The 25,478-nt window shown below is 72.4% G+C and carries 22 protein-coding genes; 7 read left to right on the top strand and 15 right to left on the bottom strand.

Annotated elements, in window-relative coordinates; translation table 11 throughout:
- Positions 1-10: 10 nt before the first annotated feature.
- The 5 genes from IE277_RS11140 to IE277_RS11160 all read right to left on the bottom strand — a co-directional run bounded on the left by IE277_RS11140 (position 11) and on the right by IE277_RS11160 (position 7,405).
- Positions 11-3,895 carry a lipopolysaccharide biosynthesis protein gene (locus IE277_RS11140; RefSeq protein WP_189951104.1) on the bottom strand — a complete coding sequence of 1,295 codons (3,885 nt, stop codon included), beginning with the start codon at positions 3,893-3,895 and terminating at the stop codon, positions 11-13.
- Positions 3,888-4,688 carry a polysaccharide deacetylase family protein gene (locus tag IE277_RS11145; protein ID WP_189951106.1) on the bottom strand — a complete coding sequence of 267 codons (801 nt, stop codon included), beginning with the start codon at positions 4,686-4,688 and terminating at the stop codon, positions 3,888-3,890. The genes IE277_RS11140 and IE277_RS11145 overlap by 8 nt, the downstream gene beginning before the upstream one ends.
- On the bottom strand, positions 4,681-5,718 hold the full coding sequence (locus tag IE277_RS11150) for a glycosyltransferase family 2 protein (RefSeq protein WP_189951108.1): 1,038 nt from the start codon (positions 5,716-5,718) through the stop codon (positions 4,681-4,683). The genes IE277_RS11145 and IE277_RS11150 overlap by 8 nt, the downstream gene beginning before the upstream one ends.
- On the bottom strand, positions 5,715-6,539 hold the full coding sequence (locus IE277_RS11155) for a glycosyltransferase family 2 protein (protein ID WP_189951110.1): 825 nt from the start codon (positions 6,537-6,539) through the stop codon (positions 5,715-5,717). The genes IE277_RS11150 and IE277_RS11155 overlap by 4 nt, the downstream gene beginning before the upstream one ends.
- A 422-nt stretch (positions 6,540-6,961) precedes the next feature.
- A complete protein-coding gene (locus IE277_RS11160; protein WP_229881219.1) occupies positions 6,962-7,405 on the bottom strand; it encodes a hypothetical protein in 444 nt (147 codons plus the stop codon).
- 171 nt (positions 7,406-7,576) lie between these two features.
- Between IE277_RS11160 and IE277_RS11165 the strand changes: the two genes are divergently transcribed.
- Positions 7,577-8,383: an SGNH/GDSL hydrolase family protein gene (locus tag IE277_RS11165; protein WP_189951113.1), complete on the top strand. Its 807-nt coding sequence runs from the start codon at positions 7,577-7,579 to the stop codon at positions 8,381-8,383.
- 18 nt (positions 8,384-8,401) lie between these two features.
- Here IE277_RS11165 and IE277_RS11170 read toward each other — a convergent pair whose 3' ends face one another.
- The 4 genes from IE277_RS11170 to IE277_RS11185 all read right to left on the bottom strand — a co-directional run bounded on the left by IE277_RS11170 (position 8,402) and on the right by IE277_RS11185 (position 14,763).
- Positions 8,402-9,985, bottom strand: coding sequence for a serine/threonine-protein kinase (locus IE277_RS11170; RefSeq protein ID WP_189951115.1), 1,584 nt, complete (start codon positions 9,983-9,985; stop codon positions 8,402-8,404).
- Between the two features lie 40 nt (positions 9,986-10,025).
- Positions 10,026-11,576, bottom strand: coding sequence for a HoxN/HupN/NixA family nickel/cobalt transporter (locus tag IE277_RS11175; RefSeq protein ID WP_189951117.1), 1,551 nt, complete (start codon positions 11,574-11,576; stop codon positions 10,026-10,028).
- Positions 11,573-13,105, bottom strand: coding sequence for a tetratricopeptide repeat protein (locus tag IE277_RS11180; protein WP_229881221.1), 1,533 nt, complete (start codon positions 13,103-13,105; stop codon positions 11,573-11,575). The genes IE277_RS11175 and IE277_RS11180 overlap by 4 nt, the downstream gene beginning before the upstream one ends.
- A 101-nt stretch (positions 13,106-13,206) precedes the next feature.
- The gene (locus IE277_RS11185) at positions 13,207-14,763 is read right to left on the bottom strand and encodes a DUF4331 domain-containing protein (RefSeq protein WP_189951119.1); all 1,557 of its coding nucleotides are present in this window, start codon (positions 14,761-14,763) and stop codon (positions 13,207-13,209) included.
- Positions 14,764-14,995: 232 nt separating this feature from the next.
- Here IE277_RS11185 and IE277_RS11190 point away from each other — a divergent pair, with 232 nt between their 5' ends.
- From IE277_RS11190 to IE277_RS11200, 3 genes are all read left to right on the top strand, one after another.
- Positions 14,996-15,538, top strand: a complete 543-nt coding sequence (locus tag IE277_RS11190) for a sigma-70 family RNA polymerase sigma factor (RefSeq protein WP_189951121.1) — start codon at positions 14,996-14,998, stop codon at positions 15,536-15,538.
- Entirely contained in the window at positions 15,535-16,359 is an 825-nt protein-coding gene (locus IE277_RS11195) for an anti-sigma factor (RefSeq protein WP_189951123.1), read from the top strand. Before IE277_RS11190 ends, IE277_RS11195 begins: the two co-directional genes overlap by 4 nt.
- A gap of 126 nt (positions 16,360-16,485) precedes the next feature.
- Positions 16,486-16,755 (top strand): hypothetical protein, encoded by a 270-nt coding sequence (locus IE277_RS11200; protein WP_189951125.1) that lies wholly within the window; start codon positions 16,486-16,488, stop codon positions 16,753-16,755.
- A gap of 74 nt (positions 16,756-16,829) precedes the next feature.
- Here the strand turns inward: IE277_RS11200 and IE277_RS11205 are convergent, their stop codons facing one another.
- The 3 genes from IE277_RS11205 to IE277_RS11215 are packed head-to-tail and all read right to left on the bottom strand — an operon-like array spanning position 16,830 to position 19,859.
- Positions 16,830-18,026 carry a CaiB/BaiF CoA transferase family protein gene (locus IE277_RS11205; protein ID WP_229881223.1) on the bottom strand — a complete coding sequence of 399 codons (1,197 nt, stop codon included), beginning with the start codon at positions 18,024-18,026 and terminating at the stop codon, positions 16,830-16,832.
- Between the two features lie 46 nt (positions 18,027-18,072).
- Complete coding sequence (locus IE277_RS11210) at positions 18,073-18,852, bottom strand: ABC transporter permease (RefSeq protein ID WP_189951129.1); 780 nt, start codon at positions 18,850-18,852, stop codon at positions 18,073-18,075.
- On the bottom strand, positions 18,849-19,859 hold the full coding sequence (locus IE277_RS11215; protein WP_189951131.1) for an ATP-binding cassette domain-containing protein: 1,011 nt from the start codon (positions 19,857-19,859) through the stop codon (positions 18,849-18,851). The genes IE277_RS11210 and IE277_RS11215 overlap by 4 nt, the downstream gene beginning before the upstream one ends.
- A 63-nt stretch (positions 19,860-19,922) precedes the next feature.
- On the opposite strand from IE277_RS11215, the gene IE277_RS11220 reads away from it, so the two are divergent.
- Positions 19,923-20,633 carry a TetR/AcrR family transcriptional regulator C-terminal domain-containing protein gene (locus IE277_RS11220; RefSeq protein WP_189951133.1) on the top strand — a complete coding sequence of 237 codons (711 nt, stop codon included), beginning with the start codon at positions 19,923-19,925 and terminating at the stop codon, positions 20,631-20,633.
- A 66-nt stretch (positions 20,634-20,699) separates the two neighbouring features.
- On the opposite strand, the gene IE277_RS11225 is transcribed toward IE277_RS11220, so the two are convergent.
- From IE277_RS11225 to hmgA, 3 genes are read right to left on the bottom strand one after another with little or no spacing between them, the layout of a single operon-like run.
- Positions 20,700-21,854, bottom strand: a complete 1,155-nt coding sequence (locus tag IE277_RS11225) for a type ISP restriction/modification enzyme (protein WP_189951135.1) — start codon at positions 21,852-21,854, stop codon at positions 20,700-20,702.
- A gap of 25 nt (positions 21,855-21,879) precedes the next feature.
- The gene (locus IE277_RS11230) at positions 21,880-22,629 is read right to left on the bottom strand and encodes a GntR family transcriptional regulator (RefSeq protein WP_189951137.1); all 750 of its coding nucleotides are present in this window, start codon (positions 22,627-22,629) and stop codon (positions 21,880-21,882) included.
- Positions 22,630-22,674: 45 nt separating this feature from the next.
- Positions 22,675-24,021 carry a homogentisate 1,2-dioxygenase gene (gene hmgA, locus IE277_RS11235; RefSeq protein WP_189951139.1) on the bottom strand — a complete coding sequence of 449 codons (1,347 nt, stop codon included), beginning with the start codon at positions 24,019-24,021 and terminating at the stop codon, positions 22,675-22,677.
- Positions 24,022-24,193: 172 nt separating this feature from the next.
- Here hmgA and IE277_RS11240 point away from each other — a divergent pair, with 172 nt between their 5' ends.
- The gene (locus IE277_RS11240; RefSeq protein WP_189951141.1) at positions 24,194-24,772 is read left to right on the top strand and encodes a hypothetical protein; all 579 of its coding nucleotides are present in this window, start codon (positions 24,194-24,196) and stop codon (positions 24,770-24,772) included.
- Between the two features lie 65 nt (positions 24,773-24,837).
- Positions 24,838-25,455 (top strand): TetR/AcrR family transcriptional regulator, encoded by a 618-nt coding sequence (locus IE277_RS11245; protein ID WP_189951143.1) that lies wholly within the window; start codon positions 24,838-24,840, stop codon positions 25,453-25,455.
- Positions 25,456-25,478 lie beyond the last annotated feature (23 nt).

Below are 25,478 nucleotides of genomic sequence, written 5' to 3' on the forward strand. Positions count from 1 at the left end.
GCCACCACCCTCACTTCATCGTCAGGAACCGCTGCACCAGCGAGGCCAGCACCACCGCCAGCAGCGGCAGCGCGAACCAGAACGTGCCCTGGAGCAGCCGCAGTTGACGCACCCCGGGGCGGGCCGCGACCCGGACCACCTCCCGGGCGGCCAGCAGCAGGACCAGTACGACGGCGGCCAGCGCGCCGACCACCGACCACGGGGTCCAGGTCACCTGCGGCCCGATCGGCCCCGGGTGCGGCTTCGGCACCGCGCCCGCCGGCTGCCTGCGCAGCGCGAACACCGTGACGTCGTCGTTGACGAGGACCTTCGTCAGCTCCTGCCGGTCGTCCAGGTTCCCGATCAGCCGGGACTCCCAGGTCGCGGGGTAGCCCGCGTCCAGCCGCAGATAGGTCACCTGACTCCGGTCGACCATCAGATAGGAGTGCGGGCCGGCGTCCTTCAACGCCTTGACCAGGCCCGACACCAGCACCGGGTCGGTCGGGGCCAGAGTGGGCACATAGGTCACCCGCTCCATGTCCCTCGACCCCCACGGCAGCGCCGGGGTCACGTCGTTGACCGTGTCCTGGGTCAGCCACAGCAGCCGCAGGGTCGGCTTGTCATGGGCGTACACCCAGTTCATGGCGGCGACCTCGCCGGGCCGGGTCCGCTCGAACGGCTCGTTGCCCCAGCGGGCCACCAGGAAGCCGCCCATCAGCAGCAGCCCGGCGAGCAGCGCGGCCAGCGGGGCGAGGCTCACCCGGTCCTTCTCGCGTTCCTTCGCGGTGACACCGGCGCGCGGGAACAGGGCGAGCGCGCCGAGCAGGGCCGCGCCCGGCACCGCGAACATGAAGACGCGCAGCGCCATCTCACCGCCGTACGACTGCATGCCGAAGCCCAGGAACGGCACGAAGGTCAGCACCAGCAGGGAGCGTTCGCGGTAGCGGTGGAAGCGCCGCCGCCACCAGCCCCAGCAGGCGAACGCCAGCACCGAGCCGGCCAGCAGCACCCGGGTGTACAGCACCAGCTTGTGGGTCGAGCTGCCGCCCTGGATCCGGCCGGACACGGAGGTCGAGACATTGCTGCCGACCCCGCCGACCCCGCCGAACAGGTCGTTGAAGTGCCCCGACCAGTACGGCTCCGCCATGAAGCCGACCCACACCGCGACCAGCACCGCGCACAGCAGCGGCAGTCCGCGCAGTTCGCAGCGGCCGAGCAGGACCAGGGCGGCGAGCACGCCGAGCATGATGAACGGGGTGAGCTGGTGCGCGGGCACGCTCGCCACGTACAGGCCGACCAGTACCAGGAGCAGCACGGCCCGCCCGCGCCGGTCGACGGGTTCCACCTCCGCCTCGCCCGGCCGGAACGTCGTCCAGACCATGCGCGGCGGGCGGAACCAGACCAGCAGGATCGCCGCGAACATCAGGTACAGCAGATAGGTGAAGCCCTGCGGCGAGAAGTAGTCCTGACCGACCCAGCCGCACAGCACGAACAGCCAGACACCGGTCCACCTCGCCCGCCAGCTCGCCCGCAGCGACCGGGTGAGCAGGAACATCGGTGCCAGATAGGCGAGTTGGACGGCCGCCGGCCACCAGCGGATGACCTCGGTGAAGTCGGTGACCCCACAGGCCCGGCCGACGAACGCGGCCACTGCGAAGAAGCCCGGCCAGCTCCAGCGGGCGTCCAGGTCCGGTACGGCGGACCCGGTGCGGTCGATGTAGTCGATGAAGCCGAGATGCTGCCAGGCCGTCGGGAACCGTGGCTCGGTCTCGATCACGGCCGGCAGCGCGTGCAGCGATACGACCGTCGCCACCAGGGTGAGCAGCAGCAGCGCCCGGTGCTCGCGGCGCAGCCAGAGCAGCGCGGTGAAGACCACGACCAGCAGGGCCGCTCCGACCAGGGTCGGCAGCGGCAGCACGGAGATCAGTCCGAGCCCGCCCATCCGGTCCAGATCGGCCTCGCCGAGCCGCAGCGCGGGCACCCAGTACAGCAGCAGCGCGGCGATCAGCAGACAGCCGAGGACGACACCGGTACGGGTGGGCGGCAGCCGCCTTGCGCGGGGCTCGGGCGGCGGTGGATCCTCGGGCATGGTCTCGTCCGGTACGGCGGTGCGGGCGCCGGGCGCGGGCGCGTCGGTCCTGGCCAGGGACGCGTCCAATTCCTCTGTCGTGAACGGCGCGTCGATCCGGGCCGCCTCCGCCTCGCGCAGCAGCGCGGCCTCGGCCGGGCCCAGCGAGGCCTCGCTGCCCGGCTCCCGCCAGTCCCGGCTTCGCTCGACGGGGGGCACCCCCACGTCCACCGGGAGTCCCGTCGGGAGCCCCACCGCAGGCCGCACCGGAAGTCCCGGCGGGAGCAACGGCGTACCGGCGGGCGGGGTGCCGGGGCCCGGGCGGACGTCCGGGCGGCGCTCCACATGGTCGAAGTCGACATGGATGCCGAGGGCGAGGGTGTCGGAGTCCAGTGCCCAGGCCGGGCTGTGGCCGTGCCGACGGAGCGGCACGCCGGTGGCCGGGGCCTCGGGCGCCCCGAGGTCGGCGAGGTCCCCGTCGGGTGCCGTCGCGTCCGCCATGGCGCCCGGTGCGGCCCGGATCGTCCGCCACAGCCTCGGGGTGGCGATCGCCGCGACCACCGCGAGGCTGCCGGCCTCGGCCGCGCCCGCGCCGGTCAGCCCCATCCGGGGCAGGAGCAGCAGGGTCGAGCCCAGCACCAGGACGCACAACAGGCCCTGGAACAGGGCGAGTCCGGCGGTGCGGCTGCGGGCGCGCAGCACCGCGAAGTACGTCTCGATCACCACCCGCAGCACCGAGCCGACCGCGAGCCAGCGCAGCAACGGGGTCGCGGCGTGCGCGTACCCCGCGCCGAACACCCCGAGGATCCAGGGCGCGCCGATGATCAGCAGCCCCGCGATGGGCAGCATGATCCGGGCCATCCGCCCCAGCGCGGCACGGGTGTTGGCGGCCAGCCGGTCGGGGTCGTGCGAGCCCTCGACCGTGAGCGAGGCACCCATGTTGATGGCGAGGAGGTCGGTCGTGCCGCCGATGGTGGCGGCGATGTAGAAGTAGGCGTTCTCCGCGGAGCTGACCTGGGCGGCGACGATCACCGGCACCAGATAGACCACGGCGAGCGAGAACAGCGAACCGGTGTAGTCCCCGGCCAGGAACCGCCCGACCTGCTTGAGCGTCGGCGGCTGCGTACGGCCCTCGGTCGCCCTGACATGCCGGGGCACCAGCCGCCGGAACACCAGCCAGCCCAGCGGCACCACCGAGGTGGCGATCGCGGCCACCCAGGAGACGAAGACACCGGCGGTCGGGACGGCGACGGCGAGCGCGACGAGCAGGGCCAGTTTCACGGCCGAGAACACGGTGTTGCCCACCGGCACCCAGGTCGCGCTGCGCAGCCCGGTCAGCACACCGTCCTGCAGGGTCAGCAGATTCCAGGCGACGACGGCCACGACGAAGCCGAGCCCGTTGACGGTGCCGTGCAGAAACCGGTACGACGGCCCCCAGGCGTCCAGGGTCAGCAGGAAGACGCCCGCGGCGAGCGCCACCACCAGGCAGCTTCCCGCGTAGGTACGGAAGATGAGGGTGCCGGTGCGTTTCCCGGACACCGGGATGAAGCGGGCCAGGGCCCCGGTCAGGGTGACCGCGGTCAGCCCGGCGAGGAACTTCATGGCGGCGATGGCGGCCGAGCCCTGCCCGACCGCCGACTCGGAGTAGTAGCGTGCCGCGGCCAGCCAGAAGCCGAGCCCGAGGACGGCGGAGATGCCGGTGTTGAGCATCAGCGCGTAGGCGTTGCGGAACAGCGGGCTGCCGTCGGAGGACCGGCCCGTGCCGGGCAGCCGCAGCCGGCGCCCGGACTTCTCGGGCGCCGCTGCGTCGGTCGTCGCGGCCTCGGTGGTGGTGGTCGTGTCAGACACGGGAACGGATGGCCTTCCGGCGGACCTGACGGGATCTGCGGACCAGGGCGTACCCCTTGGTGAGGGCGCGGTCCCGGGCGAAGGTGCGGGCGAGGGCTCGGCCGTCCAGCAGCCGCTCGAACTCCGCCACGCCCGTGCCGCGGCGGACCGTGACCCGCTCCAGGGCGTACGGCCCCTGGTGGCGGCGGGCGAGTGCGTTGCCGACGGCGAGCGCCTGGGCGTACCCGTCCTCGCGCACGGCCTGCCGGACCCGGCGGCTGGAGTAGCCGTAGGGGTAGGCGAACGACACCGGGCGGGAGCCGAGTTCGGCGGTGACGATCTCCGTGCAGCGGGTCAGTTCCGTACGCAGCGCGCCGTCGTCGAGCTGGTCGAGCTGCGGATGGGTGTGGCTGTGCCCGCCGATCTCGACGCCGGCGGCGGCCAGTTCGCGTACCTGCCGCCAGTCGAGCATGGTGTCCAGGCCGCCGCCGGTGTCGTACCCGCCCCTGATCCAGCCGGTGGAGACGAACAGCGTGGCGGCGAAGCCGTGCTTGGCGAGCACGGGCAGCGCGTGCCGGTGCACGCCCTCGTAACCGTCGTCGAAGGTGATCAGCACCGGCCGGGCGGGCAGCGGACGGCCGGCGCGCCAGCGGGCCGCGAGGTCGGCGGTGGTGACCGGGGTCAGGCCCCGGTCACCGATGAGCGCCATCTGCTCCGCGAACGCCTCCGGTGCGACCGACAGGGCGCGGGTGGCGTCGTTGGGCGCGGTGGCGACGGAGTGGTACATGAGGATGGGCACCGGCCGGTCACTCATGGGTGCCTCCCGCCGAACCGGCGCGCGCCCGGGCGTCCGCCCGGCTCATGGGTGCGCCCGGGACCGGCGCCGACGAGAACGTCGCACCGCCCCGACGCGCCCGCACACGGCCCACCACATAGCCCCCCGCGGCGGTGAGCACCCCGGCGACGATCGCCCCCGCGCGTCCCGCGCCGCCCGGCCGGGCCAGCAGGGCGTCCCGCAGACCATGGGCGACTCCGGCGGGCAGCACCCGGGTGGTGTACCGGCGTTCGGACTCCAGCCCCTTGCGCGCGCCGACGCTGCGGGCGACCAGGGCCTTGGACAGGCCCTCGGCGTAGGCGCGGGTGCGGAAGTACGCGAAGTGCTCGCGGGGTGCCGGCACCCGGTGGTGGATGACCGCGCGGTCGTCGATGAGCAGGACGGCGTCGGGGCGGGCCCGGGTGAGCCGGATGCACAGCTCCGTCTCCTCGCAGCCCAGCGGCCGGCGGTCGCCGTCGCGGCCGATGCCGGTCGCGAAGCCGCCCGCCGCCTCGAACGCCGTACGCCGGAAGGAGGCGTTGCCGCCGAGGACGTTGCGCACCCGGACCCGGCCCGGCGGCAGCCCCTTGTAGGTGCAGCCGACCACCCAGTCGAACTCCTCCGGGAACCAGGCCGGGCGCCGGCCCGACGCCCAGACGGGTTCGGTGCGGCCGCCGACCGCCATGACGCGAGGGTCGGCGTATCCCTCGGCGAAGCGGCGCAGCCAGTCGCGTTCGGCGACGGCGTCGTCGTCCAGGAAGGCGATGACCTCGCCGAGGCTTGCGGCGATGCCGGTGTTGCGGCCGGCGGACAGGCCGCGCGGGCCCGCGTTGGGCAGCACCCGGATGCCCTCGGTCTCCTTGTACTCGCGGTCCAGCCGGTCCTTGAGGGCCGGGTTGTGGTCCACGACGAGAAGTGTCTCCAGCGCCGGGTACGACTGCGCGCGCACCGAGGAGACCGCCGCGAGGATGTCCTCCCAGCGGTCCTCGGTGTACACGCAGATCACGACGGAGATGCCGGGATCTGTCAAGACGCCTCTCCCCGGACCGTGTCGAGCATCGGCGACTGGCGTTCCTGGCGGCGCAGTTCACGCCGGTTGGAGCGCTCCTTGAGGATGACGTTCAGCACCCGGATCCCGTCGCGTACGGCCCGCAGGTTGCTGGTGCCGTGGATGCGGAGGTATTCGTGGCTGGGTATCTCCTGGACCTTCAGACCGGCCTTGACCACTCTGATGTTCATCAGTGTCTCCACCTCGAAGCCGGTGCAGTCGAGGTCGATCTTGTCGAGGCAGTGCCGCCAGAAGGCGTTGTAGCCGTAGCACAGGTCGGTGTAGCGCGCCCCGAACTTGCGGTTGACCACGGCGCACAGCGCCCGGTTGCCGAGCTTGCGGATGAAGGTCATGTCGTCGGTGCCGCCGCCGTTGGCGAAGCGCGAGCCCTTGGCGTAGTCGGCGCCGGAGACGAGTGCGGAGACATAGCTGACGATCTCGCCGCCGTCGGCCGAGCCGTCCGCGTCGACCATCACGATGATGTCGCCGCTGCACGCCTCGAACCCGGTGATCAGGGCATCCCCCTTGCCCTTGCCGTGCTGGCCGACGACCTTGACGCCCGGCCACAGGGAACGGGCCACCTCGACGGTGTCGTCGGTGGAATTGCCGTCCACCAGAACGACTTCGTGTATCCAGTCCGGAAGTGTCTTGAAGACGTAGGGCAGATTCTCCGCCTCGTTCATCGCGGGAATCACCACGCTCACCGGCGGAGTGATCGCGAGATGTGAGGAGATCGGCCGGTAGTGCGCCGCGATGAATGGATCTTCTTGCCCTGAACTGGGCGGGCGAAGAACGGAACTCATGAGTCTTTTCCCTCTCGTCCGGTGGACCGCCCACCCCCGGGCGGCCCGGCTCTGTGTCCGGTTCGAAAGGGGGGTTCTCATCTTCGGCACGGCGAATTGATCTCTGGTAGATCGATCTCTGGCAAATCGATCTCCGTGCACACAGACGAGCTGGCAAAGCTGGCCGGCCTGCCGGAGAAAAACGGCAGCCGGTCGCGCGGCACGGCTCGGTCACCGTTGCGGTCACCGAGCACGGCACCCCCCTACCGCGCCCCGCGCCGGTGAACGCCGTGGCCCTGAGCCCTCCCCTGGAGCCATGTGCTGACGTGCCGGTGCGGGTGAGATGTACGACGGTATTGACAATTGAACCCGAAAGGCAAGACCTGGACGGCTCTCTCGCAATTTTGTTGGTTCGGCCGTTACACAACTTTGGCTGGTGTTCCTCAGTGTTGTGGGTGTTTTCCGGAAATTTGTTCCCGGAGTAGCACCAGAAACAGAAGCAACAAACTGAGCACGGTCACCGCGACCACTCCGCCGCGGACCGACCAGTGGTGGACCGCGAGCATGCTCTGGGCGATCAGCATGTCGGCGACGACCGCGCCGGCGAGCGCGCAGAGTGTCCGGCCGAAGGGGTCCAGCCCGCGCAGCGCCACGCCGATCGCCGCGGCCGGCGCCGCCAGCAGGAAGAACAGGGTGCACGGGCCGCGCAGCGGAGAGTCGAGGTCGCCGAGGGCGAGCAGCGCGCCGACCGCCGTCACGGCGGTCGCGGCCCCCGCGAACAGCGGCAATGAAGATGTCTTGATACGTATGGTCTGCATGCGCGACTTTGCCCCCCGACGCGCCGGATGCCGGGCTTCAATGTGGCGCAGCCCGAGCGGGGCCGTCAAGACGAGGGTTGTCGAACCGTCATCAGAGATGACATGTACGCGCAATAGATGAACGGTGAATGTTTCTGGTTGTTCCTGTTGAGGCCTCAAAAGTCTTGGCATGGACACTTCCCGTCAACACGCGTAGTTGGTACGACAGTTGCGGCAGAGATCCTGCTAAAGGGAGGTTCCATGAGACGTTCCCGACTTACCGGACTCGTTACCTCACTCCTCCTCGCCGCCGGCCTCGGGCTCACCGGAGCCGCGTCGGCGCAGGCGTCCTCGGCGGCCGCGACCGGTGGCTATGTCGCCCTCGGCGACTCCTACTCGTCCGGAGTCGGCTCGGGCAGCTACATCGGCTCCAGCGGCAGCTGCGACCGCAGCACCAAGGCGTACCCGTACCTGTGGAACGCCGCCCACAGCCCGTCCTCGTTCGCGTTCAACGCCTGCTCCGGCGCCACGACGGACGACGTGATGGCCAATCAGCTCGGCTCGCTGAACTCCTCCACCTCACTGGTCTCCATCACCATCGGCGGCAACGACGCCGGTTTCTCCGACGTCATTACGACCTGTGTGATCCAGTTCGACAGCGCCTGCCTCTCCAAGATCAACACCGCCAAGGCGTACGTCGACTCCACGCTCCCCGGCAAGCTGGACACCGTCTACGACGCGATCAGCGCCAAGGCCCCGAACGCCCGGGTCGTCGTGCTCGGCTACCCCCGCTTCTATCTGCTCGGCCAGACCTGTCTCGGCCTCTCCGACACCAAGCGGTCCGCGATCAACGGTGCGGCCGACTACATCGACGCCGCCGTCCAGAAGCGCGTCCAGGCCCACGGCTTCGTGTTCGGCGACATCCGTTCCGCGTTCTCCAGCCATGAGATCTGCTCCGGCGACTCCTGGCTGCACAGCGTCAACTGGCTTGACATCAGCGAGTCGTACCACCCCACCGCGGCCGGCCAGTCGGGCGGCTATCTGCCGGTGTTCTCCAGCAACACGTGACCCGTACGGGCTCACTCCTCAGGGTGAACTTCCCGGTGAGCCCGACGCCGAGGCGGAGGCCCCGTCCGACGGGGTCTCCGTCGTCGTGTCCGTACAACTCACCGCGAACGGCACGGCGTTCGACGTGGCCGGCACCGGACCGCGCACCTGCACGGCGATCCGGTCCCCGGCGCTCGCACCGCCGGAGTCCACCGTCAGGGTCACCCGCACCTGCCGGGACTTCTGGCCGCCGCCCGGGAAGGACAGCGTCCGCCATCCCGGATCCGACACCGACCAGTGCGCCGTCACCCACCGGTACTCCACCTGGGCCGGCAGCCGCCCCACCGTGAACGTCGCCGTGAAGGCGGGCGCCTGCCCGGCCGGCGGGGGACAGGCACCCGAGTACGTCGTGTGGGCGCCGGCCACGGTGACCCGCACGGACTGCGCCGGCGGCGGGCTCGACGAGGCGCTGCCGCTCGTGCTCGGCCGGGTCCCGGTGCCCGAGTCTGTGCTGCCGTGCACGCTCGGCGTCGGCGTCGGCGTCGACGCACGGCCGCTCGCCGGCGCGCCGCCCGTGTCCCCGCGGCCGCCGTTGTCGTGGTGCAACAGGGCGTATGTCAGCCCCGCGAGCGCGAGCACGACCGCGAGCAGCCCCGCCGGCAGCACCGCACCGGCCCGCCGCGAGCGCTGCGGCGCCCCGGGCGGGCCGGGCGCGGTGGTGCCGGGCCGGGGCAGCGGCGCGGTGGCCGCGCCGGGTGTTCCTCCCCCGGAGGGGGCGCCCCCGGCCGCGACGAGCCGCAGCTCCTGCTCCGCCCGCTCCGCGGCCGGCCGTGCGGCGGGGTCCTTGCGCAGCAGCGCCGCGATGACCGGGGCGAGCGGGCCGGCTCGCCGCGGCTGCGGCAACTCCTCGTCCACGACGGCACGCAGCGTGCTGAGCGGGGTGTCGTACCGGAACGGGGAGACGCCCTCCACGGCCGCGTAGAGCAGCACCCCGAGCGACCACAGGTCGGACCCGGGCCCCGGTGTCCGCCCCAACGCCCGCTCCGGAGCGAGGAATTCGGGTGAGCCCACCACCTCGCCGGTCATCGTCAGCGTGGTACTGCCCTCGACCGAGGCGATCCCGAAGTCGGTCAGCACCACCCGGCCGTCGTGCGCGAGGAGCACATTGGCCGGCTTCACATCCCGGTGCAGCACTCCGACGGCGTGCGCGGCGCGCAGCGCGGACAGCACCTCGGCGCCGAGGTGCGCCGCCCGCTGCGGCGACAGCGGACCCTCCGCCTCCAACCGGTCGGCCAGCGACAGCCCGCGCACCAGCTCCATCACGATCCACGGCCGGCCGTCCTCCAGGGCCACGTCGTACACCGTGACCACATTGCGGTGGGAGATCCGGGCGGCCGCCCACGCCTCACGCTCCAGGCGCGCGTACATCCGCTCCACTTCGGAGGCCGGCAGCCCGGCGGGTGCCCGCACCTCCTTGACGGCCACCTCGCGGTGCAGTACCTCGTCCCGGGCACGCCACACGATGCCCATGCCGCCCTCGCCCAGCGGGGACAGCAGACGGTAGCGGCCCGCGATCACACGTTCACGGCCCGGTTCCTCGGACACGGGCGCCCCCCAAGGCATGTCATGTGATTTCTCCATAAAAGTAGCTCAGCGGAGCAGTTCAGCCCAGCGCCGAAGCGGCCCCCTTGAGCACCAGTCCGGCGCCCAGGGCCATGACGACCAGCGCGGACGCGAGGGGCACGGAGCGGCGCACCAGCGCGGTCACGGGGTGGGCCGTCCAGCGCGGACGCCGCTGAAGCACCCGGGTCATCCCCGAGCCCAGCCGGACCACCGCGAACCCGGCCGCCGTGAGCGTCAGCGCGAGCCCGGCACCGTAGGCCACGACGAGCAGCAGCCCGAACCAGGCCTTCCCGAGCGCGGCGGCGCCGACGAGGACGACCACGGCGGACGGACTGGGCACGAGCCCGCCGGCGAAGCCGAGCAGGAGCGTGCCGCGGAGGGTGGGGGCGACGGGGTGGGTGTGCGGGCGCCCGCCGTGGGTGTGGGTGTGACCGCTATGGGTGTGGGTGTGCCCGTCGTGGCTGTGGGCGTGTTCACCATGGGCGTGCTCGACATGGGCGTCCTCACCATGTGCGAGTTCACCATGTGCGAGTTCACCATGTGCGTGTTCACCATGGTGCGCCGGCTGATGCCGGTGGGCGGACCACACCTTCCGTACGAGGCCCGCGCCGGTCGCGAGGACCAGCGCGCCGCCGGCGATGCCCAGCCAGGCGATCACCGAGGGCGTGGCGGCGGAACCGGCCGTGACCAGCAGGCCCAGGGCGACCACGCCGAGTGTGTGGGTCACGGTCACCGCGGCGGCCAGCGGCAGCACGTCCCGTGGCCGGGCCCGGCCGCCGCGCGCCGCCGCTGCCGCGGCCATCAACGTCTTGCCGTGGCCCGGCGCGAGCGCGTGCAGCGCGCCGAGAACGAGCGCGATGAGCAGCGCGAGCGCGGCGAAACCGACGGTGAGGTCCTGACGGGCCACGAGGCCCTCCAGCGCGCGGGTCCAGCGGTCGGCGCCGCGCGGCAGGACACCGGCGCCCGGTGCCGCCCGCGGTTCCTCGACGAGGGCCGGGCCGCCGGGGCGCAGCCGTACGGAGGCGGTGGTGGTGTCGGCCGGCGAGGACAGCAGGTCCTTCGGGTACATGGTCAGTTCGTGCGTCACCGACGCCTTCGGTACGTCCGTCGCGGTGAGCGTCATACGATCACCGCGCGCGGTGATCTCCCGCCAGCCGGGCCCGGACCAGTTCGTCGCGCCGCGGAAGCCGAGGGCGACCGAGCCGGCCCGGGGGAGCGGCGCCGTCCAACGGCATTCCACGCGCAGGGTGTTGAGGCCCGCCTGGCCGGGGCGCAGAGCGGCCCGGCCGTCCCGCACGGTGAGCGGGACCCGGCGTCCGTTCACGGTCGCCTCGCTGCCCCGGGCGGCCTGTGCGCAGCGCTGCCGGGCCCACTGCGCCGTGCCCAGCCGCGCCATGTCCGGCCTGGCCTGGGTCGCCGGGATCTCGGCCAGGTCCTCGACATGGTCGACCCGGAGCCGGCCCGGCGCGGCGACGAGACCGTCGTACCGGTTGACGGTGAAGTTGCCGAGGGGATGCGCGCTCGCGCCGGTGGCCGGCAGGAGCACGAGGGCGCACAGGGCGCCGAGGACGAACACCGCGCGCAGCCTCACTTCGCCGCCTCCAGCGCCTTACGGGCCTCGGCGGTGCCCAGGGGGGAGAAGCCCGGGTTCAGCCGCAGGGCGGAGGTCAGCGAGGCACGCCCCCCGGACCGGTGGCCCGTGGCCAGCTCGATCATGCCGCGGTGGTACAGGAAGGCGGCGCTCCGGTAGCCGGTGGCGGTGGCCCGGCGGGCGTACGGCAGGGCCTCCGTGTCACGGCCGTTGACGTGCAGGGCCCAGGCCAGCGCGTCCGCGGTGTGCACGGTGTGCCGGCGGGCCCATTCGGCGCGGGCCGCGCGCAGGGCGGCCGTCCTGTCGCCGTGGTCGGCGGCGGCCAGCGCGGTGTCGAGGTCGGCGTCGACGCCGTTGGCGCGGGCCAGTCTGATCCAGGCGTCCACGAGGGCGTACTGCCGCTGTGCCCTGGCCCGGTCGCCGGCCGCGCCCCGCGCCTCGTACAGTTCGCCCAGTTCGACGAGCGGGCCCGGCAGCGGATAGCGGGACACCACCGTCTCCATCCCCTCGATCGCCGCCGCGCGGTCGCCGCTCGCGGCCTGTGCCCGGGCCCGGCCCTCCAGCGCCGGGAGGTAGCTGTCGTCGGCGGCGAGAGCGCGGGCGTAGGAGGTGAGGGCGGACCTGTAGTCGCCCTGGTTCCAGGCGAGTTGTCCGAGCTGGGCGGCCACGTACGCGATGTCGCCCGGGGACGCGGCGCCCGCCAGGGCCTGCTCCAGGACCCGGCGTGCCGTGCTCACGTCGCCGCGCAGCTCGTGCACGTACGCGTACCGCGTGAAGACCGGTACGCCCGGCCTGCGGGCGTCGGCGGTCTCGGCCGCCCTCGACGCCTCGGGGTACCGGCCGAGTTCGACCAGGGCGTCGATACGGGAGGACAGCGCACGCTCGCTGTACGGGTTCTGGCGCAGGGCCGCGTCCGCGGCGGTCAGGGCGCCCTGGAAGTCGTGCCGGGCGGCGGCGAGGGCGGCGCGGCCGGCCAGGGCCTGGTCGTTGTCCGGGGCCAGCGACAGGGACCGCTTGAGCGCCTGCTGCGCCTGCGGGTAGCGGGCGGGGTCGCCCTTGGTCCGCGCCTGCTCGACATAGGCGAGACCCAGCGTGGCCCAGCTGCCCGCGTCCCTGGGCTGGGTGCGCAGATGTGTCTGGAGCGCGGCGACGGAGGCGTCCAGGTCTCCGCCGCCCAGGACACCGGGGTCCACGGCGCTGGAGGCGACCGGCACCGAGGCGGGCGCCCGGTCCGCGCCGACGGCGATCGCCCCGCCGGTCAGCGCCACGGCCAACAGGGCCGCGCACCCGGTGAGCCGGGCGGCCCGCGAGTGCCGGCCGGCGGCGGCGAACCGCCGCAGCGCGGCCACGCGCGGCTCGACGGCGGGCGGCGGCCCGGCAGAGCCCGGAGCCGTGTCGGAGCCCGGCGCCGTCCCGGCAGGCTGCGCCGTCTCGTCGGGCGGCGCCGGCTGAGCGGGCGGCGCCGTCCCGGCCCGCTCCGGGCGCACCTGCCGCTCGCCGGTCTCGTCGTCGTTCGTACGCGCAGGCATGGCCTCTCCTCGGTCGCCTGGTGCCGGTCGGAAGGGGAGGGCGCGGCCCGCCGTGGGGGAAGGGGATGCGGGCCGCGCCGGTCTGGGGGGTGGGGCTGGGGTCAGTACGGACGGCGGATGCGGCGGCGCCACCAGCCGACGGCGGTGCCGATCAGCAGGATCCCGGCCGCGCCCGAGGCCGCCGACGCGGCGATCAGCACCGTGTCGCCCGAGCCCCCGGAGGAGGAGCCGGCCGGCTGGAGGGCGTCGCCCAGCTGGCTGCGTACGTCCGTGCCCGCGGTCGTACCCTTGGCCAGCGGGCCGCGGGATCCGGAGGTGGGCTCGGCGACGTACGGGAAGTACTTCTCGAAGCCCTGGTCGTTCTTGTCCACCGCATCGCCCAGGTCGTTCTTGGAGCCGACCAGTTCACCCTCGACGACCTGCAGCGCCTCGTCGATCACGTCGTCGGTGAGCCGGCGCCCGTTCGGGAAGCCCGCGTTGTCGCCGTCCAGGACGCCCAGCCGCTTGGGATGCGTGCTCGGCTTGATCGAGGTGTTCAGCCGCAGCTCCTCCGAAGGCCGCACGTTCGGCGGCTGGTTGAGGCCCTTCACGCCCTTCAGGAACACATCGACCAGGTCGTTGCGCGGCTCGGCCGGTGCCTTGATCTTGTAGATCGACTCGATGAGCTTCGGCAGCTCCGGGTTGGTGACGTTCTTCAGGAACTGGGCGTCGTACCAGGGCTGGGACGCGTTGAACCTGTCCTTGTCCTTCTGTGGGTTGACGACCTCGTTGACCAGCGGATTGCCCAGGCGTGAGACCTGCGTGTACGAGCCCTGCGCGGTGCGGCGCTGGGTGGTGGACCAGAGCCCGACGACGGGCTGCCCCGCCGACTGGCGGATCAGGTCGTTCGGCACCTGCAGGGCGATGGTGTTGACGTTGTAGCCCTTCAGCGTGTCCCGGCCGACCTCGCTGAGGTTGCCGCCGTACAGCAGGTCGAAGACGCGCAGATCCGCGAAGAACGGGTCGTCCGCCTGCCCGGCGAAGGTCGCGGCACCGCCCGCCGTCCTGTACACGGCCTGTGCGCGCAGCTTGCCGTAGTCCGGCATGGACGCCTTGCCGACGTTCGACGGAGCCACGGGTACGTCGTCCGCGAGTTTGGTGTCCGTCACCACGTGCTGGTTCTTCAGCCGGATCAGATCGATGTCGTACGTCTGTGTGATGTTGAGGTCGGGGTCGTCGAGGCTGGTGACGGGACCGGTGTTGTAGAGGAACGTGTTCCCGTTCTTCGTGTGCGTCTTGAACGTGTAGCGGAAGAGCAGCTCGCCCTGGGCGTCGCCGTTGTTGTCGACATGGATGTCGTACTGGGCGTCGTCGGCGAACGTATAGAAGTTGGGTCCGCCCGCCGGTTCCTCGAACGGGATCCAGTCGGCCACGATCGTCGTCGTGTCGGGCTTGTCCGGGCTGACGAACGCGTACAGGTCGGTGTTGTCGTACTGCGGGGTCCCCGAGATCAGCGGCGCCTCGCGGTGGGAGGAGGCGGAGGCCGCCGTGGGGGTCAGCGCGGCGACGCCGGCGGCGGTGAGCCCTCCGGCGGCCAGCGCACCGCAGACGAGGGTGACCAGGCCCGTGCGGGCCGAGCCGCTCCTGGAGAAGGGGCCTCTGGAGAAGAGAGGTGTCATGCCGTCCGTCCTCAGTGCCGACTTGCCTTTGACGGACGGGTCTTCGGAGCGGGGCCACGGACCGGATTGGTCGGCCGGGGAAGAATTCCCGGACCGGCGGAGAAAAACTTTTGGACATGCCCCGACCCGCGTTTTCGGCCCGCCGATCCGTATCACCCGCCGGAGGTGTGCGTTCGTGCGGATGCGTGGAGTGCGCAAGAGAGCCGGCTGCGGCCATGGAGAGGGGGCACGCATGCGGGCGGACGAGTTGCTGCTGCTCGTCGCGGGCGGCGACCACAGGGCGTTCGAGGAGTTGTACGCACTGGTCTCCGGGCCGGTGTACGGACTCGTCCGAAGGGTGGTGCGCGATGCCGCCCAGTCCGAGGAGGTCGCCCAGGAGGTACTGCTGGAGTTGTGGCGCTCGGCCGCCCGGTTCGACCCCGGCCGGGGCAGCGCGCTGTCCTGGATCCTCACCCTCGCCCACCGCCGTGCCGTGGACCGGGTCCGCAGCGCCCGCGCGGCCGGCGAACGCGAACAGCGCGAGGCCCTGCGCGCCGGGGAGCCCGCCTTCGACCAGGTCGCCGAGGAGGTCGAGGCGGGCATGGAGCGCGAGTGGGTGCGCCGCTGTCTGCGCCGGCTCACGGACCTGCAACGCCAGTCCGTGACCCTCGCCTATTACGACGGCTACACCTACCGCGAGGTGGCCGAGCGGCTCGCGCTGCCGCTCGGCACGGTCAAGACGCGGATGCGCGACGGGCTCACCCGGCTCCGCGAGTGCCTGGGAGGCGCCGTATGAGCATCCTCGGCACCCTGCTGCGCCGCCAGGACCTGCACTCCCTCGCCGCGCCGTACGCGCTCGACGCCCTTGAGGCGGGCGAGCGGCGCCGGTTCGAGAAACATCTGCGGGGCTGCGCGCGCTGCGCCGCCGAGGTGCGGGAGCTGGGCGAGGACGCCGTACGCCTCGCCTGGTCCACGGCGGCCCCGGCGCCCGCCGCCCTGCGCGAGCGGGTGCTGGCCGCCGTGCGCACCACCGCGCAGGAGCAGGCCATGGACCGGACGGCGGCGCGGGAACACGCGCCCCAGCTGCCGCCGCATGTCTGGGGCGCCCAGCCCCCGCCGGGACGCACCCGTACGCCCCGCACGCGCTCGCTGTTCGTGCCGCTCGCCACGGCCACCGCGGCGGCGGCCCTCGTCGTCGCCTCCCTCTTCGCCGTCCAGGCGCACCGCACCGAGGACCGGCTCGACGCGGAGCGGTCCCGGGCACGTGAGATCGCCCACGTTCTGGCCGCGTCCGATGCCCGGGCGGTCACCAGCGAGGACGCACGGGGCCGCGGTATCGGAGTGATCGCTTCCGCCTCCGCGGGGGAAGCCGTCGTCACCCTCGGCGGATACGGCGCCCCGCCCGGTGGCCGTGTCCGCCAGCTCTGGCTCATGCGCCCCCGTGTGCAACCGCGCTCCCTCGGGCTCTTCGCGGCCGACACGCCCTTGGTCGCGAAGGGCCTCGACGCCTCGTCGACGTCACTCGCCGTAACCGTCGAGCCCGCTGGCGGCTCCGCGCAACCCACCGGCCAGCCCATTGTCCAACTCACCCTGAAATCGGTCGGATTCGGAGAGTAGTCAATGCGGGACGGTCAACAGCCTTGCGGGGAAGGTGAATCCTGCGCCCGAGATACACGCGTGCCCCGGTGGGGCGATAGGGTTACCCTGCCCGGGCCGGGTGGACTCGTACGGGTGGGGAGTGACATGGATCAGATAACGATGCGCAGCAGGGCCAGGGTCCCTGCGATCACCTGCGGGAGCAGCGCGACCAGTTCGCGCCTGGACCGCCATCTGTCGGTGCTGGCGGGTCCCGCCATACCGCAGCGCGAGACGGTCGAGGCGACCTCGCTGATGCTCGAACTGACGGCGCGTGACACCGCGCACCAGCGCAGCGACCGGGGCAAGCGGGTCAGCCGCGTCTCCCTCTTCGCGCCGCTGCGCCGGCTGCGTCGCTCGCTGTTCGGCGGCCACTGAGCGGCCCATGGGCGGCCGCCGAGCCGCCACTCACCGACCAGACGGCCCCCTGAGCCCTTCCGGGGTGTCCGCGCTCAGGCCGCCACACCGTCCCGGCGCATCGCTGCGATCTCGTCGTCCGTCATCCCCACGGCATGCAGCAGCGCCTCGGTGTGCTGCCCGAGCGCGGGCACATCGCCCATCCGTGCCTCGTCCCCGCCCGGCAGCGTGATGGGAGGCAGTAGCGCCTTCAATGGCCCGACCGGCGACCCCACCACACGCCACCGCTCCCGGGCCGCCAGCTGCGGATGTCCGGCCAGTTCCCGCAGATCCCGCAGGCGGGCACAGGCGATGCCCGCCTTCTCCAGCCGGGCCAGCGCCTCCTCGGTGCCGAGCGCGCCGAGCGCCCGCGCCACCAGTTCATCCGTCTTGTCCCGGCGCGCGACCCGTGCCGCATTCGTCGCATATGCCGGATCTACCGCCAATTCCGGGCGCCCTATGACCTGTTCGGCCAGCCGCCGCCACTCCCGGTCGTTCTGCACGGACAGCAGCACCCGAGCGCCGTCCGCCGTCGGATAGGCGTCGTACGGCGCGATGACAGCGTGCGCGAGACCGGTGCGCGCCGGGGGCTCACCCCCATGCATCGTGTGGTGCAGCGGATGCCCGAGCCACTCGGCGAGCGCCTCCAGCATCGACACCTCCACCGGCCCGCCCCGCCCGGTCGTCCCCCGCCGCACAAGCGCCGCAAGGACGCCGGAGAACGCGTACATGGCCGCCGCGATGTCCGCCGCCGGGACCCCCGCCTTCACCGGCTGCTCGGGCGTCCCGGTCACCGACACGAGCCCCGCCTCGCACTGCACGAGCATGTCGTAGGCCCGCTTGTCCGCGTACGGCCCCGAGGAGCCGTACCCGGAGATGTCCACGGCGATCAGCCGCGGATGCGCCGCGCACAGGGTGGCCGCGTCAAGCCCGAGCCGGGCCGCCGCCCCGTGCGCGAGGTTCTGCACGAACACGTCCGCGTCCGCGATCAGCCGTCGTACGGCGTCCAGGCCGCGCGGGTCCTTCAGGTCCAGCGCGAGGGACTCCTTGCCGCGGTTGCACCACACGAAGTGCGAGGCGAGACCGCGGGCCGCGGTGTCGTAACCGCGCGCGAAGTCGCCGCCGTCGACCCGCTCCACCTTGATGACCCTGGCCCCCAGGTCGGCGAGCTGCCGGGTGGCGAAGGGCGCGGAGACGGCCTGTTCGACGGCGACGACGGTGATGCCCGCGAGGGGCAGGGGCTGCTGTTCCATGGGCGGGATCATGCCCCTGAGCGGCGGCCTTGTCAGCAGTGCCGGTTCAGCCGCCGCGGTTGTACCGGCGCACGGCCAGCGGCAGGAACACGGCGACGAGGGCGAGGCTCCAGGCGAGCGCCCCGGCGACCGGGTGCGCCACCGGCCAGGCGGAGTGAGGCGGCACGGAGGCGTTGCCGAAGAGATCCCGCAGGGCGGTCGTCACCGCGCTGATCGGGTTCCACTCGGCGAGCGTGCGCAGCCAGCCCGGCAGATTGCCCGTCGGGATGTAGGCGTTGGACAGCAACGGCAGCACGAAGGAGGAGGCGCCGAGCTGCCCGGCCGCGTCCTCGCTGCGGGTGAGCAGCCCCAGGAAGATCCCGGCGCAGGTGCAGGCGAACCGGAAGAGCAGCAGCAGGCCCACGGCACCGGCCGCGTCGACCGCGGACCGCTCGATCCGCCAGCCCACCGCGAGCCCGACCAGCAGCAGCGGCACCGTGCCCACGGCCGTGACGACCAGGTCGGCGACGGCCTGCCCGAGGGGTACGGCGGCCCGGCTCACCGGCATCGTCCGGAACCGGTCCATCACACCCCGGTGGGTGTCCGCGGCGGCCTGGAACATGCCGGTCATCAGCCCGCCGGCCGCGGTCGCCACCAGCAGCCCCGGCACCAGGAAGGCCCGGTACTCACGGCCGGGCATCGCCAGCGCGCTGCCGAAGACATAGCCGAAGAACAGCAGCATGTTGATCGGCATCATCTGGGTCAGGATCGCCAGGCCCGGGCTGTTGCGGACCCGGCGCAGCTGCCGGCCGGTCATCGCCAGACCGTCATAGGCCAACGCGCTCATACGGCAAGCTCCTTGTTCTCCGTGCTTTCCGTGCCCTCTGCGCTTTCCGTGCCCTCTGTGTTCTCCGTGCTCTCCGCCGGCTCTCCGGTGAGCCGGAGGAAGACGTCGTCGAGGGTGGGCGGGCGCAGGCTCGCGTCGAGCAACGGCACGCCCGCCGCGTCGAGTTCGCGCACCAGGCGCGGCAGGGTCAGGGTCGGGTCGGTGGTGACCGCGCCGACGGTATTGCGTTCACGGTCGAACACCGGCTTGCCGCCGGTGAGTTGGTCGAGCACGGCCGCCGCCCTCGGCAGCGCGTCGCTGTCCGCGACCACGGCCTGCGCGTGCGACCCGATGAGCGCCTTGAGCTCGGCGGGCGAGCCGGTGTGCGCGACCCGGCCCCGGTCCACCAGGGCGATGTCGTCGGCGAGTTGATCGGCCTCCTCCAGATACTGCGTGGTCAGCAGCACCGTCGTACCGTCCGCCTTCAGCTCGCGCACCGCCTGCCAGATGCGGGTGCGGCTGGCCGGGTCGAGCCCGGTGGTCGGCTCGTCGAGGAAGAGGACCTGGGGCCGGCGGATGAGGCTCGCGGCGAGGTCGAGGCGGCGCCGCATACCGCCCGAGTAGGTGGCGGCCCTGCGGTCGGCGGCCTCGGTCAGCCCGAAGCGCTCCAGCAGTTCCCCGGCCCGCCCGGCCGGTCCGCGCACCCGGTGCAACCGGGCGAACAGCCGCAGGTTCTCGCGGCCGGTGAGGTCGCCGTCGACCGAGGCGTACTGCCCGGTGACCCCGATCCGGGCGCGCACCGCGGCGGCCTCCCGCACCAGGTCGTGCCCGGCGACCCGCGCCGAACCGGCGTCCGGCCGCACCAGCGTCGTCAGCAGCCGTACGGCCGTGGTCTTCCCGGCGCCGTTCGGGCCGAGCAGCCCGCAGACCGTCCCCCGCGCCACCGCCAGATCCAGCCCGCGCAGGGCGTTCACCTCGCCGAAGCGCTTCTCCAGCCCCTCACTAAGTACACCGTACGTAGTAGTCATGCGGCGACCATACCGCACTACGTACGCTGTACGTAACTAGGATGGTGGCCGAGGTGATGACCGATGGCAGTCCGAGGGGCCGTTCCCGAGGTGATCTGGGCGCGTCCCGGGCGCACCGGGCGGGGGCCGAAGCCGGCGTACAGCCGTGACGACATCGCGGCGGCGGCCGTCCGGATCGCCGACGCGCAGGGGCTCGACGCGGTGTCGATGCGGCATGTCGCGGCGGAACTGGGCTGCGGCACGATGTCGCTGTACAACTACGTCCCCCGCAAGGAGGACCTGTACGAGCTGATGGTCGACGCGGTCAGCGCCGAGCACGACCTGTGGGAGCCGAGCGGGGACTGGCGGGCCGACATGCTCCGGGTGGCGGGCCAGACGCGCGCGCTGATGCGCCGGCACCCGTGGATGCCGGCCGTGCTGTCCCCCGTGCACGGCTTCAGTCCGCACGCGCTGCGCTATCTGGAGCACTGCCTGGCCTGCCTGGATCCGCTGCGGGCGGGCTACGGCACCAAGCTGGAGCTGATCGCGATGCTGAACGGCACCGTGATCACCTTCGTCCGCAATGAACTCGACACGGCGGAGCGGGTGCGGGACCTGCCGTGGTCCGAGGCCGAGGAGAACGCGGTGCGCGGGGCCTACCTGGGCCGGCAGCTGGCTTCCGGCGCGTATCCGAGGATGGCGGCGGCGTTCGGCGAGGAGACGGGACCGATCGACCTGGAGGCGGCCTTCGAACGGGCCCTGGGGCGTGTGCTGGACGGGTTCGCGCCGCGCTAGCCCCGCCTGCGTGCGGCCGTGCTTGGCCCGGCCTGTGTGTGGTGGCTCGGGCCGGCTGAAGTGCTGTCAGAGCAGGGTGAACTGGCCCTCCGGGCCCTCCTCGTGGTGGTCCAGGACCGAGGCGGGGCGGCGGGCGGTCCGCGGGGGCGGGAGGATGCCCGCGTTCCGGAGGTCGGTCGCCGTGATACCCGAGGTGATCTTCAACTCGGCGCGCTGTGGGCGCAGTTCGGCCAGCAGGGTCAGGACCGTGATCAGTTCCAGCAGCTCCGATGTCCAGCTCTGCGGCCAGGTCGCCGGGCGGATCGCGGTGAGCGTGCCCGGTTCGGGCGGAGCCGTACGCGCCGTGAACCAGGATTCGAGGACCCGGGCCCCGGCCAGCTCATAGGCCCAGGCGTCCGGCGGGACGGGGGAGATACGGCCCTCGTCGAGGTGCAGGGTCTCCTCGTCCTCGTCGTAGTGCAGGGTGACGGGCCGGGCCGGCAGCGGTGAGCGGACGTAGGGGCGGCGGCCGCCCGGCAGCCTGGGGCGCTCGCCGTCACGGCGCATCAGCCACAGCATGCGGCGGCCCAGTTCGACGCCCGACGACCAGAGGCCGGGGTCGTCGGTGAGCGGCACGGTCAGAGCGGGGCCGGTGGCCACCAGGATCCAGGAGACGACGTCCGCCGGGGCGGGGGCACTGCCCAGCCGGTCGGCCAGCTGGGCCGTCAGGCCCGGCGCGAGGTTGGGTTCCGTGCCGCCGGGGCGGCGGTACACCGGGCGGACGCGGCCCGTGCGGAGGGTGGGGAGCAGGGAGGTGGCCAGCAGGGGGTCGTCCTCGTCGCCCGACTCCACCATGAAGACCTGGCGCGCGTCCGTCACCCGCCACAGCTCCGGCCGGGCGGTGTCGATCAACCGGTGGTCCGGGATCAGCCACTGTTCGTCGAAGGGGGCCGCCAGCACCCGTACCGGCTCCGCGCACGGGCCCTCGGCGCGGGCCAGCCGCCCGGTGCCGGTGGACTGGCCGGGCAACTGGCCCACCGCGGAGGCGGGCGTACGGGCGCGGGTCGGCTCGAACAGGGCCTCCCGGTCCGGGCCCTCGGCCTTCAGCAGGGCGTCCCACCGGGCCTTCAGCGAACCGGGGTCGGGCGCCGTCGGCCAGGCGCGGCCCGGCCTCAGCGGTGCGACGGACCACGGCATGAGGTCCGCCAGCAGCGGAGCGTCGTCGTACGTCACGCACGGCATGGTACGGCCTGACCCGGACCCGGCATCAGGTCGCCTCCAGGGTCACCGTGAAGGAGAAACGGTCCCCCCGGTAGTGGATGACCGCCACATCCAGCACCCGGCCCCCGGCGTCGTACGTGACTCCCGTGTAGTGCAGGATCGGGCTGAGCAGCGGTACCTGGAGGAGGCGGGCGGTCTCCGGGTCGGCGAGCCTCGCCTCCACCGTGTCCGTGATGCGGCTGATATCCGCCTTGACCACGTCCCGCAGCACCTTCGTCATCGGCCAGCGGACCAGGTCGTCCAGGTCGATCCGCGCGGCGAGCTCGGGGCGGACGTGGTTGACGGCGTGGTTGGTCGGCTCGCCGGTCTTCTCGTCGTGACGCAGCCGGTGGTACGCCGCCACCTGGGCCAGGTCCGGGAAGTACTCGGCGAGCCCGGCCGGCACGGGCACACTGCCGTGGTCCAGCAGCTCGGTCGTCATCCCGGACTGCTGGGCCACGATCGCGTCCACCGAGCCCAGCAGCCGCACCGGCGCCCCGCGCCGCACCCCGGGCTCGATGAACGTGCCGCGCCGCCGGTGCCGGCTGATCAGCCCCTCGTCCTCCAGCTCCTTCAGCGCCTGGCGCATCGTCAGCACACTCACGCCGTAGTGCTCCGCCAGCTGTTCCTCCGTGGGCAGCCGGAGCGGGTCCTCGGGGGAGCGGCCGAGTATCGAGGCGCGCAGCGACTGCGACACCTGGTACCACAGCGGCAGCTTGCGGTTCAGGACGATCGAATCCGGAGCGAAGGAGGTCACGCGGCTATCCGTACCTGTCGATGAACGTCCGGCGCAACGCGTGTGTCATGCCCGGAAATGCGGCTGGAGGCCCTGCCACACGTCGTCGTAGCGCTGCTGGAGGTGGTCGGCGCCCGCCGCGTGCCCGGTGAGCGTCACCGGCCAGCGGGTCTCGAACATGAACGCCAGCCCGTCGTCGATCTTCTGCGGCTTCAGCTCCGCCGCGCTCGCCCTGTCGAAGGTCTCCTGGTCCGGGCCGTGCGCGGACATCATGTTGTGCAGCGAGCCGCCGCCCGGTACAAAGCCCTCCGCCTTGGCGTCGTAGGCGCCCTCGATCAGGCCCATGTACTCGCTCATCACGTTCCGGTGGAAGTACGGCGGCCGGAACGTGTCCTCGCCCACCAGCCAGCGCGGGGCGAAGACGACGAAGTCGACACCGGCCAGGCCCGGGGTGTCCGAAGGGGAGGTCAGGACCGTGAAGATCGACGGGTCAGGGTGGTCGTAGGAGATGGTGCCGATCACATTGAAACGGCGCAGGTCATAGATGTACGGCACATGGTTGCCGTGCCAGGCCACCACATCGAGCGGCGAGTGGTCGTATGTGGCCGTCCAGAGGTTGCCGCAGAACTTGTTCACCACCTCCACCGGGCCGGTCACGTCCTCGTACGCCGCGACCGGCGCGCGGAAGTCCCGGGCGTGGGCGAGGCCGTTGGCGCCGATCGGACCGAGGTCGGGCAGCTGGAACGGCGCCCCGTAGTTCTCGCACACATAGCCTCGGGCGGACTCGTCCAGGAGCAGTACACGAAAGCGCACCCCACGCGGGATCAACGCCACATGGGAGGGCTCCACAGGGAGCAGACCGAACTCCGTGTGCAGCAGCAGTCCGCCGCGCTCCGGGACGATCAGCAGCTCGCCGTCGGCGTCGCTGAACACCCGGTCCATCGAGGCGTTGGCGTGGTACAGGTGCACGGCCATGCCGGTGCGCTGGGTGGCGTCGCCGTTGCCGCCGAGCGTCCACAGGCCGGCGAGGAAGTCGGTGCCGGCCGGCGGCTCGGGCAGCGGGTTCCAGCGCAGCCGGTTGGGGTCGGGCACGCTCTCGGTGAACGGGGCCGTACGGATCGCGCCGTTGCCGGCACGGGAGAACGCGGGGTGCGCGGCCGACGGGCGGATGCGGTAGAGCCAGGAGCGGCGGTTGTGCGCGCGCGGCTCGGTGAACGCCGTACCGCTCAGCTGTTCCGCGTACAGTCCGAGAGGGGCCCGCTGGGGCGAGTTACGGCCCTCGGGCAGGGCGCCCGGCACCGCCTCGGAGGCGTGTTCGTTGCCGAACCCGGTGAGATACGACAGTCCCGCGGCGGTCTTCCGCGCTCCCCCACGCTCGAATTCGCTCGCGCGGGAGGTACCCCCATCGCTCATGATCGCTCCCTTGCGTCCTGATGCACTCCCGATTCCTATGTATCACCGTAGGAATAGCTGGCGGCGTGCGCAAGGGGGCCCTGAGTACTCCGACCGGGGGACTGTGCCGGGTGACCGGAACCCGACTTCAGACGGATTCGCGGGGCCGGAACGTTGTTCTAGTCTCCTGGGCATGCCCATGACGCCGCGGATCCGCAGGACGCTCGCCGCGCTCGCGGTCTCTGTCGTGCTGCCGCTCGGCGCGGCCGCCTGCGCGGTCGGCCAGGCCCACGGTGGCGCGGACTCGCCCTCGCCGATAGGCAAGGTCCTGGACGACACCGACTCGACCGGCCGGCATCTGCGCGAGGTCGACACGAAGAACGCGCCCGAGGTCGAGGTCGAGGTGGCCCCGCACTCCGGCGGCGGCTGGGACGTCCGGCTGGCCTTCCGTCACTTCCGCTGCTCGGCACCCGGTGCCGGCAGGCGGGCGGTGCCCGGGCGCGGGTTCGTGCACCTCCTCGTCGACGGCCGCGAGGTGACCGCGCTGCGCACCCGCGCGTACCGCCTGCCCGACCGTCTCGTCCCGCACGGCACCCACCACGTCACCGCGCGCCTGTACGCCGACGACGGCACCGTGTGGGCCGTACGGCGCCAGCCGGTGCAGGGCGCCGCCGACATAACGGTGTCCGACGCGGCGACGGCGACGGACGAACCCTCGACGGCCACGGACGAACCCTCGGTGACCACGACGACCTTGGTCGTCATGAAATGAGTGCATCGGCCACAGTTCTCCGTACGGGAGGGCGAGGTTCACCGGACCGAGGGCGGAGAGGCATCATGAAACCCGTGCCCCATGCGACATCGCTCCGCCGCGCGCCCGTTCAGCGGCGCAGTGCCGAACGGCTGACCAGGATCCTCGACGCCTGCGCCGAACTCCTCGACGAGGTCGGTTACGACGCCCTGAGCACCCGCGCCGTCGCGCTGCGCGCGGGTGTCCCCATCGGCTCGGTCTACCGGTTCTTCGGCAACAAGCGGCAGATGGCCGACGCCCTCGCCCAGCGCAACCTGGAGCGGTACACCGAGCGTGTCACCGAGCGGCTGAAGCAGACGCGGCAGGGGGACTGGCGGGCGGCGATGGACGCGGTCCTCGACGAGTACCTGGCCATGAAGCGCACCGCGCCCGGCTTCTCCCTGGTCGACTTCGGCAACCAGATACCCGTCGGCGCCCGCCACGGCGAGCCCAACACCCGTGTCGCCGACCGGCTCACCAAGCTGCTCTCCGGCTATCTCGACCGCACACCGGACGACGGGCTGCGCCGGGTCTTCCTGGTCGCCGTGGAAGCCGCGGACACCCTCGTCCAGCTGGCCTTCCGGACCGACCCGGACGGCGACGAGGCGATCATCACGGAGACGCGGGAGCTGCTGCGGGCGTATCTGGGACGCGTGCTCGACTGACGTTCCCCGGTCATCGCTCACCG

This window comes from Streptomyces alanosinicus, from assembly GCF_014650595.1.
GTDB lineage: Bacteria > Actinomycetota > Actinomycetes > Streptomycetales > Streptomycetaceae > Streptomyces > Streptomyces alanosinicus.